Consider the following 15,067-nt stretch of genomic DNA (forward strand, 5'->3'; position numbering starts at 1 on the left):
CGCGAGATGCATTTTCAGCGCACGTCGGTTTCGAGGGTTTGGTCTCTTGTGAACTTGAAGCGGGAGACGACTGCGATCTGGTCGGCCTTGGAGCGCATGGCGGGGCCGAAGTGGCCGTAGGGGCCGGCTGCGCGGGCGATGGCTTCTGCGCGGCGGTCGAGTAGCTTGTTGCCCGAGGTCTGGGCGACTTCGGTTTCGAGCACGCGGCCGTCGTGGTTGACGGTGATGATCATGATGAGCTCACCGTAGAGCTTCTTGCCGCCTGCTTCGGGGAAGTTTTCCGTGCCCTTGTCCTCGACCTTGCGGCGCAGCGCGTCGTAGTAGACGGCGTAGACCTCTTCGCGCGTGGCGGGGCTGATGTAGCGTTTCTTGGGACGCGCGTTTTCTTCGTTGATGCGCTTTTCGATCTCGGCCAGCACCTTCAGGAGTTGCTTGCGTTTTTCTTCCTGCACTTCCTTTTCGGCGTTCTTGCTGTCGGGGCGCGGGTCGGGCGGCGGCAGGTGGGCGAGTTCCTTGCGCAGTTGCGCGAGGAGCTGGGTCTGCTGCTCCATCATGGAGTCCATCTTGCGCTGGGCTTCTTCCAGATCGTCGCCGACAGCCGTGAGTGCCGAGTAGGGCAGCGGGCTGGTGGCGCGGCCTGCAGCGGCCTCGCCGCCACCGGCCAGCGACGATTGCGCGATGGCCTGCGCCTTGTCGGGTGCTTCTTTGGATTTGGCGTTGACCAGGATGACTTCCAACGGCGTGTCCTCGAACACGCGGTTGAAGCTTTCAGGGTCGACGAAGCGCACCGTCAGCAGTGCTGCGTGGACGATGACGGAGGCTCCGAGCGCCAGTTGCAGGACGCTCAGTTTCTGGAGGAAGGCGGGCAGTTTCACGGCGCCTGATTATCACTGTTGTCGGAGCTTTTGGGCTTGGCTTGTGTGCCTTGTGGCGCATCTGCCGCATCGGTTTCGTTGACGTCGACCGCAATTGCGATCGGACCTGCCACCGAATCGTCGTCCTCGTCCTCTTCGCTGACTGCGCCGTCGTCGCCTGCGTCGTCCGGATCGTCCAGACGCTGCAGCACGGTGCCGTGGATGTCGAGCGTGATTTCGTCGATGTCGCCGAGCTTGATGAGAGAGCGCGCGCCGCGTGGCAGGTTCTGCGCACCGAGCACGGAGATGACCAGCGGCAGCGCATCGGCACGCACCAGCATGCCGGCGCCGCCGTTGTCCTTGATGACGGTGGCTTCGAGTTCGGTGATGCTGTTCTGCTCCAGATACTTCAGCGTCCAGAAGCGTTCCATGCTGGCCTGATAACCGTTGTAGGCACCGTAGGCCGCATCGAAGCTGGAGATGATGGAGAACAGGTCCGCATCCTTGGGTTTGAATGGCGCGGCGAGCGCTGCGGTCTTGCCATGGCGCGCGCAGGCGATGATCTGCCATTGGTTCACCAGGTCGACATAGCGACGCAGTGGCGAGGTGGACCATGCATAGCACTTCACGCCGATGCCTGCATGTGGCTGGGCCTTGGTGCCCATGCGCACTTTCACGCCGGGGGCGAGTGAGTACTGGCTGCGATAGATGCCGGGCACGCCGTGGTCGGCGAGCAGTTGGCCCCAGGTGCTGTTGGCGACGATGGCGGCTTCGGCCACGATGAGGTCGAGCGGCGCACCGCGCTTGCGCGTGGTGATGCTGACGGTTTCGTTGCCGGTGGGTTCCGCGCCGTTGTTGCCTTCGAGGCGAAAGTTGTAGTCGGGACGGTTGAAGGTTTCGGGCTTGCCACGAACCACCTCGCGACCGGCCTTGAGCTTTTGCGCGAGCTTGAACAGGAACGACAGTTCGGCGCGGCGGTCCAGCAGCTCCTGCGGCGAGCCATCGACCATGATCGATGCGTCGTTCAGCCACTCTTCGGTCACGATGTGGTCAAGCTTGTCGTGGCGCAGATTGACGGCGACCGGCACGCGTTCGAGCTTGGTCTCGGTGCCGGTGATCTCCAGCGTCTCTTCATTGATCGTCACATAGAGCGACACGGCGGGATTCGCGCGGCCTTCGTCGAGCGTGTAGATCTTCACCACCTCGTCGGGCAGCATGGTGATCTTGTAGCCCGGCATGTAGACCGTGGACAGGCGCGAGCGGCCGAGATGATCGATCGGCGTGCCCGGGCCAATCGCCAGACCCGGCGCGGCGATGTGCACGCCGAGCGTCACGGTGCCGGTGCCGAGGCCTTGCACGGACAGCGCATCGTCGATTTCGGTGGTCTGCGAATCGTCGATGGAATAGGCCTGCACGGGCGCGAGCGGCAGGTCCTGCGGCGGCTGCGGCGCGGTGACTTGCGGGAAGCCGGTGCCCTTGGGGAAGTTCTCGAACAAGAAGCGCTTCCAGTGGAATTCGTAGGCCGAGTCGATTGCGCCTGCGGCCTGCAGCAGATCGAGCGGCGCCTTGTGCGTGGCGCGGCTGGCATCGACGACGGCCTTGTATTCGGGCGCGTTCTTGTCGGGCTTGAACAGAATCTTGTAGAGCTGATCGCGGATCGGCTGCGGGCACACGCCTGCACCGAGTTCCTGCGCCCAACCGGCAATCTGCTCCTGGATCAACCGCTTTTTCTCGATGGCGGCCAGTGCCTGCTGCAGGATTTCTGCGGACGCTTTCTTGAAGCGCCCCTTGCCCGCACGGCGGAAATAGTGCGGCGCGTCGTACAGGGCGAGCAGTGCGGCGGCCTGCTCGGTGATCGAGGCCGATTCCGAGAAATAGTCGCGTGCCAGATCGGCAAAGCCGAACTCGTCCTCGGGCGCGAATTCCCAGGCCAGATCCAGCTCGATGGTCGCGGCCAGCTCGCGGCCCTTGGCCAGCAGTTCTGCGGGCGCGGGCTTGTCGAACTTCATCAGAATGTTGGCGGCCTTGACCTTGACGCGTTTTCCAGAGTCAAGCTCGATCTGAGCCGAGCTTTCTGCTTCAGACAGGATGCGGCCAGCCTGAAACTTGCCGGCTTCTTCGAATAGTGCATGCATGACAGCTATTTTCCCATGGCGCGAGGGCTTGCACGCGCAGGTGCCCAGTTGGACACAAGGATTTGCGGTTGGCACCCGGATGGATAGCCCCGCAGGTCTATGATTCGCAGCTTGTCTTACGCGCTTATCTCTGCGCGCACCCATGAAAGCAGTCACTCACGTCTTTGCCCCGGCCCTGAAGAGTCTGGCGGTGGCAATTCCTTTTCTCTTCGCCTACACGCAGTCGCCGCTGACCAATTTCTGGCCACTGGTGGTCAGCGCCCTGTGCGGCTGGCTGATCGTGATGCTCAGCCTCGCACGCGTGAATCGCCCTGACGAGTTGCGCGTGGAGCTGGGCCGCAGCCTCGGCTGGGGGCTGATGCTGGCGGGCGCATTCGCCTCGGTGATCGGGCTGGTGCAGTTCTTCAAGGGCGATGTCGGGCTGTCGCCGTGGATTTATCAAAGCACGCTGGGCCAGGCCATTGGCAATGTGCGCCAGCGCAATCAGCAGGCGACGCTTTTGTTGATGAGCGCATTGGCGCTGCTGCTGTGCTCGTCGCACTGGCTGCGCAAGCACGAGCCCGAGCCTTTTGAAGCAGCCGATTCAAGTGCAGGTGCAGGCGAAAACCCATGGCTCACGGTTTTTGCCGCCGCCGCTCCGTGGCTGCTGGTGCTGCTGGCCATGGGCAGCGGCGTGACCGCGTCGCGCACGGGCGCGGTCGAATGGATGGCGCTGGTGGTGATGCTCTGGTTCTGGCGCAAGAGCGTGGGCCGACTCGGGCTGATTCTGGGCGTGGCCGGTCTGCTGGCCTATCTGTTGGCCGCGTGGCTGCTGCCCGAGCTGCTGCTGCGCTGGACCGGCGTGCAGATGGACGGCTTGTTCATGCGCGTGGCCGACACCTCGCACCGCTGCACAAGCCGCGTCACGCTGTGGACCAACATGGCCTATCTGATCGAGCAGCAACCGTGGACCGGCTGGGGTTGGGGCGAACTCGATTACGCGCACTACAGCACCTTGTTCCCCAGCGAGCGCTTTTGCGTGCTGCTGGACAACGCGCACAACCTGCCGCTGCATCTGGCGGTCGAGCTGGGTTTGCCGGTGGCGATCGCGTTCTGCCTGTTCGTTCTGTGGGCGGTCTGGCGCTTTAAGCCATGGCGCGAAACCGATGGCGCGCGCCAACTGGCATGGGGCATTCTGGCGCTGATCGGCATGCACAGCATGCTGGAGTTTCCGCTGTGGTACGGGCCGTTCCAACTCGTCGCCGTGCTGGCCATCGTGATTCTGATTCTGCCGGTGCGGCCCGTGAAGCTGACTCCCGCAACGGCCACGCGGTGGCAGGTGGGTCTGCTGGTGGTGTGCGTTGCCTGGGTGGCAGGAGCGTACTTGATCAGCAGTGATTTCCGCCGCATGGCCGCGCTCTACCAGTTGCCGCAGCATCGCGAGGCGCAGTGGCGTAGTCTTACGGCGCGCGAGGTCAGCGAGACCTCGGATTTTTTCACCAATCAGGCCGAATTCGCGTGGCTCACCACCACCACGGTGACCGCCGACAACGCCGTGCAGATGCATGCCATGGCGCGCCGCATGCTGCACTATTCACCCGAGCCGCGCGTGATCACCAAACTGATCGACAGCTCCAGAATTCTGGGCATGACCGGCGAGGTCAACGAGCAGATGGCGCTGTTCGAGATCGCTTATCCCGAGCCTTACAAGGCTTTTGTGGCCAAGCAACCCCTGCCTGCCTCAACGCATTGAACAGGCGCATTCAGTCGGTCAGACCAGATCACAGAAGCGGATCACGTCGTCCACGTGGCACTCGAAGTTGCTGAGTGCGTGGTCGCCGCCTTCGAGAATGTGCAGTTCGGCTTTCGCATAACGCTCGGCCATCTCGTGCCAATCAAGCAGTTCGTCACCCTTGGCGATGATGGCCATCTCGGGTGCTGCGGGCGGCAGGTGGCGCACGTCGAGCGCCTTGAGCTCATCGACGAAATGCGGCTGAAAGTAGAAATGCTCGTTCGGATTGTGCCAGGCGGTCTGGTCGCCGATGTGGCGTTCCAGATCGCGCGCCGGATTGACGGCAGGGTTGAGCATCACGCTCCTGCACTTCATGTGCTGCGCGAACCAGCTCGCGTAGAAACCGCCGAGCGACGAGCCGATCACCGCCGTCGATTCGCGTGGCCAGTGGCTGGTGCCTTCTGACACCATGGCCATCGCCTCGGCGGGCGAGGGCGGCAGTTGCGGGCACCAGAAATGCACTTGCGGATGCGTGCGCGTTACATGAGCGGCAGTCATTTGCGCTTTGGCGGAGCGGGGCGATGAACGGAAACCGTGCAGATAGAGCAGATGCGTTGTGGGCATGGAAAAGGTCTGGAGGTGCGCGCAATGCGACAGTTGTTTACGCACACATATCCAGTGATTCTGCACCCGACATGAAGGGTTGTGCGCCGCGCTGGGATAATCGCGCGCCATGTCTGCCGTTTTCGACAAACCAACGCTGCTCCAGCGTGTCATGCCCCTGCTGCGCGGGTTCGATTGGCCGTTGATCGCTCTTTTGCTGATCCTCACGTCCATCGGGCTCACGGCCATGTATTCGTCGGGTTATGACCATGGCACGCGCTTCATGGATCACGGCCGCAACATTCTGCTGGCCGCAGGCATTCTGTTCTGCGTCTCGCAGGTGCCGCCACAAAAGCTCATGGCGCTGGCCGTGCCGCTCTATACGTTGGGCGTGGCGCTGCTGGTGGCGGTGGCGCTGTTCGGCATCACCAAGAAGGGGGCGCAGCGCTGGATCAACGTGGGCGTGGTGATTCAGCCCAGCGAGCTGCTCAAGATCGCCACGCCGCTGATGCTGGCCTGGTGGTTCCAGAAGCGCGAAGGCCAATTGCGCGCGCTCGATTTCGTGGTCGCCGTGATCTTGCTGATGATTCCCGTGGGGCTGATCATGAAGCAGCCCGACCTGGGCACCTCGCTGCTGGTGATGGCGGCGGGCCTGTCGGTGATCTTCTTTGCCGGACTGCCGTGGCGGCTCGTGATTCCTCCGGTACTGATCGGCGCGGTCGGCATTTTCCTGATCGTCTGGTACGAGCCGCAACTGTGCGCCGATGGCGTGCGCTGGCCCGTTCTGCACGACTACCAGCAGCAACGCATCTGCACGCTGCTCGACCCCACGCGCGACCCGCTGGGCAAGGGCTTCCACATCATTCAGGGCATGATCGCCATCGGCTCGGGCGGCGTCTGGGGCAAGGGCTTCATGGCGGGCACGCAGACCCACCTCGAATTCATTCCCGAGCGCACGACCGACTTCATCTTCGCCGCATTCTCCGAAGAGTTCGGCCTGGTCGGCAACATCGCGCTGATCATCAGCTTTCTGCTGCTGGTCTGGCGGGGCCTCGCGATCGCAGTGGGCGCGACCTCGCTGTTTGGCCGCCTGATGGCCGGTGCCGTCTCGATGATCTTCTTCACCTACGCCTTCGTGAACATGGGCATGGTCAGCGGCATCCTCCCGGTCGTCGGCGTGCCGCTGCCTTTCGTGAGCTACGGCGGCACGGCCATGGTGACGCTGGGTCTCGCGCTCGGCGTGTTGATGTCGGTAGCCAGATCCCAGAACCAGCCCTCGCAAGCCCCACAAGAGAACTGATTTCCCAAAGGCTGTTGGTTTTCAAACAGCGCACGGTGCAGCAAGCAGGGCGCCCGAACCCCAGCCACAATGGTGAGATAGCCCTTCAGGCTAGGCGTCGAAGGCGCGGACAGTACTTTTGTACGGCAAGCCTTTGCAACGACGCATGAAGGGCTATATCGCCACCTCCAAACGAACAGCGAGCCCCCTCTACAATGAGCAAGATGATCTCCCGCGAACCTACCATTGAACGATTGGCCATTGCTCGTCAGCTGCTGCTGGAGCCCTTTGGCCTCGACGAATCCCACCTGACCCGCGCGCTGGCGGAAATCCGCGCGCACCAGGTGGATGACGCCGATCTCTACTTCCAGTACACCCGCAGCGAAGGCTGGAGTCTGGAAGAAGGCATCGTCAAGACCGGCTCGTTCAGCATCGACCAGGGTGTCGGCGTGCGTGCGGTGAGCGGCGAGAAGACGGCCTTTGCCTATTCCGACGACATCTCCGAAGCCTCGCTGCTCGACGCGGCGCGCACCGTACGCTCGATTGCCTCGGTCGCCAAGTCGGCACGCACCAAGGTGGGCGCACGCAAGATCGCGCAAAGCCGTTCGCTCTATCCCGAGCTCGACCCCATCGCGACCATGGACAGCACGGCCAAGGTGCAATTGCTCGAGCGCGCCGAAAAGCTCGCCCGTTCCAAGGACCCGCGCGTGGTGCAGGTCATGGCCGGTCTGGCGGGCGAATATGACGTGGTGCTGGTCGCTCGCGCTGACGGCACGCTGGCCGCTGACGTGCGCCCGCTGGTGCGCATGTCGATCACCGTGATCGCCGAACAGAACGGTCGCCGCGAAGTCGGCTCGGCGGGCGGCGGCGGTCGCTTCGGGCTGGATTATTTCGATGACGAACTGGTTCATCAGTATGTGAGCGAAGCGGTGAACGCAGCGCTCGTGAATCTGGAATCGCGTCCTGCGCCGGCGGGCGAGATGACCGTGGTGCTTGGCCCCGGCTGGCCCGGCGTGCTGCTGCACGAAGCGGTCGGTCACGGCCTTGAAGGCGACTTCAACCGCAAGGGCTCGAGCGCGTTCAGCGGCCGCATCGGCGAACGCGTGGCGGCCAAGGGCGTCACCGTGCTGGACGACGGCACCATCGCCGACCGCCGCGGCTCGCTCAATGTGGACGACGAGGGCCATGCCACGCAGAAGAACGTGCTGATCGAGGACGGCATTCTCAAGGGCTACATTCAGGACTCGATGAACGCGCGCCTGATGAAGACCAAGCCCACGGGCAATGGTCGCCGCGAGAGCTACGCGCACATTCCCATGCCGCGCATGACCAACACCTACATGCTGAGTGGCGACAAGGACCCGCAGGAAATCGTCGCCTCCATCAAGAAGGGCCTGTACGCCACCAACTTCGGCGGCGGTCAGGTGGACATCACCAGTGGCAAGTTCGTGTTCTCCGCGAGCGAGGCCTACTGGGTCGAAAACGGCAAGATCCTGTATCCGGTCAAGGGGGCGACGATTGTCGGCAGCGGTCCTGAATCACTCAAAAAAGTGAGCATGATCGGCAATGACATGAAACTCGACAGCGGCGTCGGCACTTGCGGCAAGGAAGGCCAGAGCGTGCCGGTGGGCGTCGGTCAGCCGACCATGCGCATCGACGGTCTGACCGTCGGCGGCACGGCCTGATTCCAACGTCATCGAAATCACCAATCAAAAAAAGCTTGTTGCGTCGCACCAAAAAGTGCTACATTGACTCTCTATGCAAGTTCGTAGCTCGTTTTACTTTTACTTTTGGTTCTCGTCCAAGGCGGATGAGAGGCAACTGCGTGCACGATAAATAAGCAAGCAAGTTCTCCCAAAAAACCGCCGAAGCTGAAAAGCCCGGCGGTTTTTGTTTTTCCGGCACCTTCTTTTTTCGCAACGTTTTCCTTTCAGACAATCAACCCAACATTCCACGAGGACGCAATTCATGACTGCCAATGTCTCTCCATCCGCTGATGCCTGGTACCGCAACGTCGAAAAAACCAGCGCTACCGACGACAACCGCATCAAGGACATCACCATGTTGCCTCCTCCGGAACATTTGATTCGCTTCTTCCCCATCAGCGGAACCGAAGTGGAAACGCTGATCAGCAACACCCGCCAGACCATCCAGAAGATCATGTCGGGCGAAGACGACCGTCTGCTGGTCATCATCGGCCCCTGCTCGATCCACGACCCGGCCGCCGCCATCGAATACGCCAAGAAGCTCAAGGCCGTGCGCGAGCAGTACAAGGACACGCTGGAAATCGTGATGCGTGTGTACTTCGAGAAGCCACGCACCACCGTCGGCTGGAAGGGCCTGATCAACGATCCGTACCTGGACGGCAGCTACCGCATCGACGAAGGCTTGCGCATCGCACGCCAACTGCTCATCGACATCAACCGCCTGGGCATTCCCGCGGGCAGCGAATTCCTCGACGTGATCTCGCCTCAGTACATCGGCGACCTGATCAGCTGGGGTGCCATCGGCGCACGCACAACCGAAAGCCAGGTCCACCGCGAACTGGCCTCGGGCATCTCTGCGCCCATCGGTTTCAAGAACGGCACGGACGGCAACATCCGCATCGCCACCGACGCGATCCAGTCGGCCAGCCGTGGTCACCACTTCCTGTCGGTGCACAAGAACGGCCAGGTCGCCATCGTGCACACCAGCGGCAATCAGGACTGCCACGTCATCCTGCGCGGCGGCAAGACGCCGAACTATGACGCCGACCATGTCGCCGCCGCCTGCAAGGACCTGGAAGCCGCTGGCCTCAAGCCCACGCTGATGGTCGACTGCAGCCACGCGAATTCGAGCAAGCAGCACGAAAAGCAGCGCGATGTCGCCCGCGACATCGGTCAGCAGATCGCTGGGGGTTCCAAGTCGGTGTTCGGCGTGATGATCGAAAGCCATCTCCACGCTGGCGCGCAGAAGTTCACGCCGGGCAAGGATGTGCCATCCGCGCTGGAATACGGCAAGAGCATCACCGATGCGTGCCTGGGCTGGGACGATTCGCTCGCGACAATGGCTGAATTGTCGTCCGCCGTACAGACTCGCCGAGGCGCTTGAGTGGACAATGGTGGATCGAAGAAGAGTCGGGGCAAGTCCCCGGCGCTGACAATTGAATCCACCAGAGGTGTACAGCTATGCGCAGTGAAGTCACAGTGATCGTCAGTCCCGAACAGGAATACCGCATCGACCTGGAGGGCGTCGCGCCCTTGTCCAACGAAGAAGCGCGTCGCTGGCTGGACTCGGAATTTGTGCGTCTGGACTGCGAACCGCTGCGCCCCAGCGGCAAGGTGCTGCTGGCCGACAAGGTTTTGGTAGTGGCAGCGAGCGCAGGCAACGCGTCGCTGGCCGATGCCGAGTGGTCGAAGCAGTTCGCGCGTGCGGCCAAGGCGGCGCTGGAACGCGAGGCCGTGCGCATCGACATTCCTGCGATGGCGGTGACTTTCTGATTTCGGATTGAACCGGAAATGACAGACAGACAAACGGCGCCTTGAGCGCCGTTTGTGTTTTGAGCTGGCCTCTTTACGGCCCGTTTTACTTGGCGAGCGCCGTCAGCAGCTTGGCGTGAATGCCGCCAAAACTGCCGTTGCTCATGCAGACGATGTGATCCCCGGGACGCGCCTCGGCCTTGAGCTGGGCGATCAGCGTGTCGATGTCGGCAGCCACATGCGCGCGCGCGCCAAGCGGCGACAGCGCTTCCGCCGCATCCCAATCCAGCCCTGCCGTGTGGCAGAACGACTGATCGGCCGACTCCAGCGCCCACGGCAGTTGCGATTTCATGGTGCCGAGCTTCATGGTGTTGCTGCGAGGCTCGAAGGCGGCGAGGATGCGGGCATCTTTGCCGACCACGCGGCGCAGGCCGTCGAGTGTGGTGCGCAGGGCCGTGGGGTGGTGCGCGAAATCATCGTAGACGGCAATCCCGTTCACCGTGCCGCGCAACTCCATGCGGCGCTTGACGTTCTGGAATTTGCCGAGCGCTTCGGCGGCTTGCGCGGGCGTCACGCCCACGTGCTCTGCGGCGGCGATGGCGGCCAGAGCGTTGAGCTGGTTGTGCACGCCGCTCAATTCCCACTTCACATGTGCGACGGGCTTGCCGCGATGCAGCACATCGAAATCGCTGGGCTCGCCCACGGCGCTGAAATCGCTGACCGCATCGCCGAAACTCGCCACCTCGCTCCAGCAGCCCGTGTGCAGCACGCGGGTGAGGCTTTCTTCGAGCGCGTTGACCACGACGCGTCCCGTCGATGGCACGGTACGCACGAGGTGGTGGAACTGGCGCTCGATGGCAGCGAGATCGTCGAAGATGTCGGCGTGATCGAATTCCAGATTGTTCAGCACGGCGGTGCGCGGGCGGTAATGCACGAACTTGCTGCGTTTGTCGAAGAACGCTGTGTCGTATTCATCGGCCTCGATCACAAACAGCGGGGCCTGGCCTTGCTGCGCGGCACCCCATTCGTGCGATGGAGGTTGGCCCAGACGGGCGGAGACACCAAAGTTCAGCGGCACCCCGCCGACCAGAAAACCGGGCTCGCGACCTGCGTGCTCCAGAATCCAGGCGAGCATGGAGGTCGTCGTGGTCTTGCCGTGGGTGCCGGCGATGGCCAGCACATGGCGGCCTTGCAGCACGTTTTCGGCCAGCCATTGCGGGCCGCTGATGTAGGGCGCTCCGGCATCCAGAATGGCTTCCATCAGCGGAAACTTGGGGCTGCCGTCAGCCAGACGTGCGCGGCTCACGACGTTGCCGATCACGAAAACATCGGGCTTGAGTGCGAGCTGCTCGGCGCTGTAGCCTTCGATCAGATCGATGCCGAGCGCACGCAGTTGGTCGCTCATGGGCGGGTAGACACCCGCGTCGCAACCCGTCACGCGATGACCCGCTTCCCGGGCCAGTGCTGCCACGCCACCCATGAAGGTGCCGCAAATCCCCAGAATATGTATGTGCATGCAGCGATTCTACGAGTTGCGGATGGACCCTTGCCAAGGACTGCTATTGGGGGCTCTTGCGCTAGAAAATAGGTAGCTGAATGTGAGTTCGGCGAAGGTGTTCGCTTGCAGGATGTCACGCGATATTTCGGGTATTGGCATTGGAGCGACAATGTCCTCGAGCGCCGATTCCATATTTCAGTTTCCATTTTTCGTTTCCAACCATTGCGTGGACGATGCGCTCAGAACAGGATGGCCGCCATGAATGACGCTCTTGCGACCGAAATCGCCAATGCCACTGCCCGGATCGTGGTGGAGGAGGGGCTTGAGTGGGGTGCCGCCAAGCGTCGCGCAGTCAAGCAACTGGGGCTGCCTGTGCGCACGGCGCTGCCGGACAACGACCTGGTGGAGGATGCCGTGCGCGAGTACATCGGCCTGTTCTGTGCGGACACCCAACCCGCAGAACTGCGAGCGCTGCGCCAGCTCGCATTGGTGTGGATGGAACGCATGGAGCAGTTTCGTCCCTATCTTGCGGGTGCGGTCTGGCATGGCACGGCGACTCGACTGTCAGATATTTATGTGCAGATGTTTTGCGATGACTCCAAATCTGCAGAGATCTGTTTGATTGACCATCATGTAGATTACGAGCCACGCTCCGTGACGGGATTTCGCGGCGAGCTGGTCGATGCCCTAAGCGTGAGCAGCCTGTCGCCGGAACTGGGCGAGCACATCGGCGTGCACCTGCTGGTGTATGACCTCGATGATCTGCGTGGCGCGCTCAAGCCCGATTCGCGGGGGCGTCTGCCGCGCGGAGACATCGCCGCTGTGCGCGCCTTGCTGGAGCAGCCGGACGAAGTGTTCTGAGGCGGTCTGTTCCGGTTGTTCTCGTTGTCCTTTTTGACTTCTCTATTCAGGTAAGCGTTTCTTCAACATGTCCACGCCCATTGATTCCGATCCGAACCAATCCACCAACGATGCGCAGCCAGTGCCAACGATCCAGCGCCGCCATTGGATGATGGCGGGTGTCGGCGTTGCGGCTGCTGCGGCAGGGGCGGGTGTTGCGCTGTGGCGCTTTCGGCCAGACACGGTACTCAGCGGTGTGGAGGAGTCCTTCTGGAACGCGTCAATGGAAACCTTGGATGGTGCGACCTTGACCATGCGCAAGTTTCATGGCCGCCCGCTGCTCTTGAACTTCTGGGCGACATGGTGTCCGCCCTGCGTCGATGAGCTGCCGCTGCTCAACAGCCTCTATGCTGCGCATACTGGCAAAGGCTTTCAAGTGCTCGGATTGGCCATCGATCAGCCTGCAGCTGTACGCAAATTTCTGGATCGAATGCCGCTCGATTTTCCGATCGCATTGGCGGGTTTGACGGGTACGGATCTGGGACGAGCGCTTGGCAACGAAGTAGGCGGTCTGCCGTTTTCAGTCCTGTTCGGAAAAGATGGGAACATCTTGAGGCGTAAAATGGGGCAGTTGACCGAAAAAGACTTGGCGCAATGGTCTTCCGAGGTCTGAAAAACAAAGCATCCCCTGTTGGAGATGCAGATATTTGCGTCGAATTCGATGCAATAGGCTGAAATTAGGGTAAATTTGCGCCCCATTCTGTTTCTAGCCGTTGGAGCTCCCATGGATTTGCGAAAACTTAAGACCCTTATCGACCTGGTGTCCGAGTCGAATGTTTCTGAACTCGAGATCACCGAAGCCGAGGGCAAAGTACGCATTGTCAAAGGCGGTGGTGCCATCGTTCAACAGGTGATGGCTGCGCCGATGATGGCGCAACCGATGGCTGCGGCCGCACCTGCAGTGGCTACCGCTGCAGCACCTGCCGCTGAAGCCGCACCAGCTGCCATCGCCGGTCATGCCGTCAAGTCGCCGATGGTCGGCACGTTCTACCGCGCTGCCAGCCCTGGCGCCAAGGCATTCGTCGAGATCGGTGCTCAGGTCAAGGAAGGCGAGACGCTGTGCATCATCGAAGCGATGAAGATTCTCAACGAGATCGAAGCTGACAAGTCCGGCACGGTCACGCGCGTTCTGGCTGAAAACGGCCAGGCGGTGGAATACGGTCAGCCACTGTTCGTGATCGAGTAAAGCGGCCCCACATGTTCAAAAAAATCCTGGTTGCCAACCGCGGTGAAATCGCTCTGCGAATTCAGCGCGCGTGCCGCGAGCTGGGCGTCAAGGCGGTGATGGTCTATTCAGAGGCCGATCGCGATGCCAAATACGTCAAGCTTGCCGAGGAAGCGGTCTGCATCGGCCCCGCGCCGTCCGGACTGTCGTACCTGAATATGCCGGCGATCATTTCCGCAGCGGAAGTGACCGACGCAGAAGCCATCCACCCCGGCTACGGTTTTCTCTCCGAGAACGCCGATTTTGCCGAGCGCGTGGAAAAGAGCGGCTTCCAATTCATCGGCCCCACGCCCGAATCCATCCGCATCATGGGCGACAAGGTGTCGGCCAAGCAGGCGATGATTCGTGCGGGCGTGCCTTGCGTCCCCGGTTCCGACGGCGAGTTGCCCGACGATCCGGTCGCGATCCGCCGCATTGCGCGCTCCGTCGGCTATCCGGTGATCATCAAGGCCGCTGGTGGCGGCGGTGGTCGCGGCATGCGCGTGGTGCACACCGAGGCTGCGCTCGTCAACGCCGTGCAGATGACCAAGGCCGAAGCGGGCACCGCATTCGGCAATCCGGCCGTGTACATGGAGAAGTTCCTCCAGAACCCGCGCCACATCGAAATCCAGATCATCGCCGACAAGTTCAAGAACGCCGTCTATCTGGGCGAGCGCGACTGCTCCATGCAGCGTCGCCACCAGAAGGTGATCGAAGAGGCTCCGGCTCCCGGCATTCCACGCAAGCTGATCGAGAAGATCGGCGAGCGCTGCGTGGCCGCCTGCAAGAAGATCGGCTACCGCGGTGCGGGCACGTTCGAGTTCCTGTACGAGAACGGCGAGTTCTACTTCATCGAGATGAACACCCGCGTGCAGGTGGAGCATCCGGTGACCGAGTGGATCACCGGCGTCGATATCGTGAAGACGCAGATCATGGTCGCCGCTGGCGAGAAGCTGCCGTTCACGCAGCGCCAGATCGAGATCCGTGGTCACGCCATCGAGTGCCGCATCAACGCGGAAGATCCGTACAAGTTCATCCCGTCGCCGGGCAGGATCACCATGTGGCATGCGCCGGGCGGTCCTGGCGTGCGCGTGGATTCCCACGTGTACACGAACTACTTCGTGCCGCCGAACTACGACTCGATGATCGGCAAGCTCATCGTTCATGGTGATACCCGCGAAGAAGCGATTGCCCGCATGCGCACCGCGCTGCTGGAAACCGTGATCGAAGGCATCAACACCAATGTGCCGCTGCATCGCGAATTGATGGTGGACGCCAAGTTCAACGCTGGCGGCACCAACATCCATTATCTGGAACAGTGGCTGGAGCAGCGCAAGCGCTGATCGTGAAGCCCTCGCCGCGCAGTGCCGTGTTCGTCACGATGCTGTGCGGCAAAGATTCCATGCTGGCAACCCCCAACGGTTG

Annotated in this window: 13 protein-coding genes; 9 read left to right on the top strand and 4 right to left on the bottom strand. The window is 62.0% G+C overall.

From position 1 onward, the window contains the following. Nucleotides 1-14 precede the first annotated feature (14 nt). Both G7048_RS15060 and G7048_RS15065 read right to left on the bottom strand, forming a co-directional pair. Nucleotides 15-875, bottom strand: a complete 861-nt coding sequence (locus G7048_RS15060) for an energy transducer TonB (RefSeq protein WP_166068920.1) — start codon at nucleotides 873-875, stop codon at nucleotides 15-17. Beyond that, the gene (locus tag G7048_RS15065) at nucleotides 872-2,989 is read right to left on the bottom strand and encodes a ribonuclease catalytic domain-containing protein (RefSeq protein ID WP_166068921.1); all 2,118 of its coding nucleotides are present in this window, start codon (nucleotides 2,987-2,989) and stop codon (nucleotides 872-874) included. The genes G7048_RS15060 and G7048_RS15065 overlap by 4 nt, the downstream gene beginning before the upstream one ends. Before the next feature lie 190 nt (nucleotides 2,990-3,179). Between G7048_RS15065 and G7048_RS15070 the strand changes: the two genes are divergently transcribed. After that, entirely contained in the window at nucleotides 3,180-4,721 is a 1,542-nt protein-coding gene (locus G7048_RS15070; protein ID WP_240932989.1) for a PglL family O-oligosaccharyltransferase, read from the top strand. An 18-nt stretch (nucleotides 4,722-4,739) separates the two neighbouring features. Here G7048_RS15070 and G7048_RS15075 read toward each other — a convergent pair whose 3' ends face one another. After that, nucleotides 4,740-5,324, bottom strand: coding sequence for a YqiA/YcfP family alpha/beta fold hydrolase (locus G7048_RS15075; RefSeq protein WP_166068923.1), 585 nt, complete (start codon nucleotides 5,322-5,324; stop codon nucleotides 4,740-4,742). Between the two features lie 109 nt (nucleotides 5,325-5,433). Here G7048_RS15075 and rodA point away from each other — a divergent pair, with 109 nt between their 5' ends. The 4 genes from rodA to G7048_RS15095 all read left to right on the top strand — a co-directional run bounded on the left by rodA (nucleotide 5,434) and on the right by G7048_RS15095 (nucleotide 10,061). Next, nucleotides 5,434-6,603 carry a rod shape-determining protein RodA gene (gene rodA / locus G7048_RS15080; protein WP_166068924.1) on the top strand — a complete coding sequence of 390 codons (1,170 nt, stop codon included), beginning with the start codon at nucleotides 5,434-5,436 and terminating at the stop codon, nucleotides 6,601-6,603. A gap of 203 nt (nucleotides 6,604-6,806) precedes the next feature. Beyond that, nucleotides 6,807-8,267: a metalloprotease TldD gene (gene tldD, locus G7048_RS15085; protein ID WP_166070990.1), complete on the top strand. Its 1,461-nt coding sequence runs from the start codon at nucleotides 6,807-6,809 to the stop codon at nucleotides 8,265-8,267. A gap of 283 nt (nucleotides 8,268-8,550) precedes the next feature. Next, a complete protein-coding gene (locus tag G7048_RS15090) occupies nucleotides 8,551-9,672 on the top strand; it encodes a 3-deoxy-7-phosphoheptulonate synthase (protein ID WP_166068925.1) in 1,122 nt (373 codons plus the stop codon). A gap of 77 nt (nucleotides 9,673-9,749) precedes the next feature. Beyond that, complete coding sequence (locus G7048_RS15095; protein ID WP_166068926.1) at nucleotides 9,750-10,061, top strand: hypothetical protein; 312 nt, start codon at nucleotides 9,750-9,752, stop codon at nucleotides 10,059-10,061. An 85-nt stretch (nucleotides 10,062-10,146) separates the two neighbouring features. On the opposite strand, the gene mpl is transcribed toward G7048_RS15095, so the two are convergent. Next, a complete protein-coding gene (mpl, locus tag G7048_RS15100; RefSeq protein WP_166068927.1) occupies nucleotides 10,147-11,556 on the bottom strand; it encodes a UDP-N-acetylmuramate:L-alanyl-gamma-D-glutamyl-meso-diaminopimelate ligase in 1,410 nt (469 codons plus the stop codon). A gap of 240 nt (nucleotides 11,557-11,796) precedes the next feature. On the opposite strand from mpl, the gene G7048_RS15105 reads away from it, so the two are divergent. The 4 genes from G7048_RS15105 (at nucleotide 11,797) to accC (ending at nucleotide 14,985) form a co-directional block, all read left to right on the top strand. Next, a complete protein-coding gene (locus G7048_RS15105) occupies nucleotides 11,797-12,399 on the top strand; it encodes a hypothetical protein (protein ID WP_166068928.1) in 603 nt (200 codons plus the stop codon). Nucleotides 12,400-12,466: 67 nt separating this feature from the next. After that, nucleotides 12,467-13,051 (top strand): TlpA disulfide reductase family protein, encoded by a 585-nt coding sequence (locus G7048_RS15110; RefSeq protein ID WP_166068929.1) that lies wholly within the window; start codon nucleotides 12,467-12,469, stop codon nucleotides 13,049-13,051. Between the two features lie 111 nt (nucleotides 13,052-13,162). Then, nucleotides 13,163-13,624: an acetyl-CoA carboxylase biotin carboxyl carrier protein gene (gene accB / locus G7048_RS15115; protein ID WP_166068930.1), complete on the top strand. Its 462-nt coding sequence runs from the start codon at nucleotides 13,163-13,165 to the stop codon at nucleotides 13,622-13,624. Nucleotides 13,625-13,635: 11 nt separating this feature from the next. Further along, complete coding sequence (accC, locus tag G7048_RS15120) at nucleotides 13,636-14,985, top strand: acetyl-CoA carboxylase biotin carboxylase subunit (RefSeq protein WP_166068931.1); 1,350 nt, start codon at nucleotides 13,636-13,638, stop codon at nucleotides 14,983-14,985. Nucleotides 14,986-15,067 lie beyond the last annotated feature (82 nt).

The sequence above is a fragment of the Diaphorobacter sp. HDW4B genome, from assembly GCF_011305535.1.
Classification (GTDB): domain Bacteria; phylum Pseudomonadota; class Gammaproteobacteria; order Burkholderiales; family Burkholderiaceae_C; genus Diaphorobacter_A.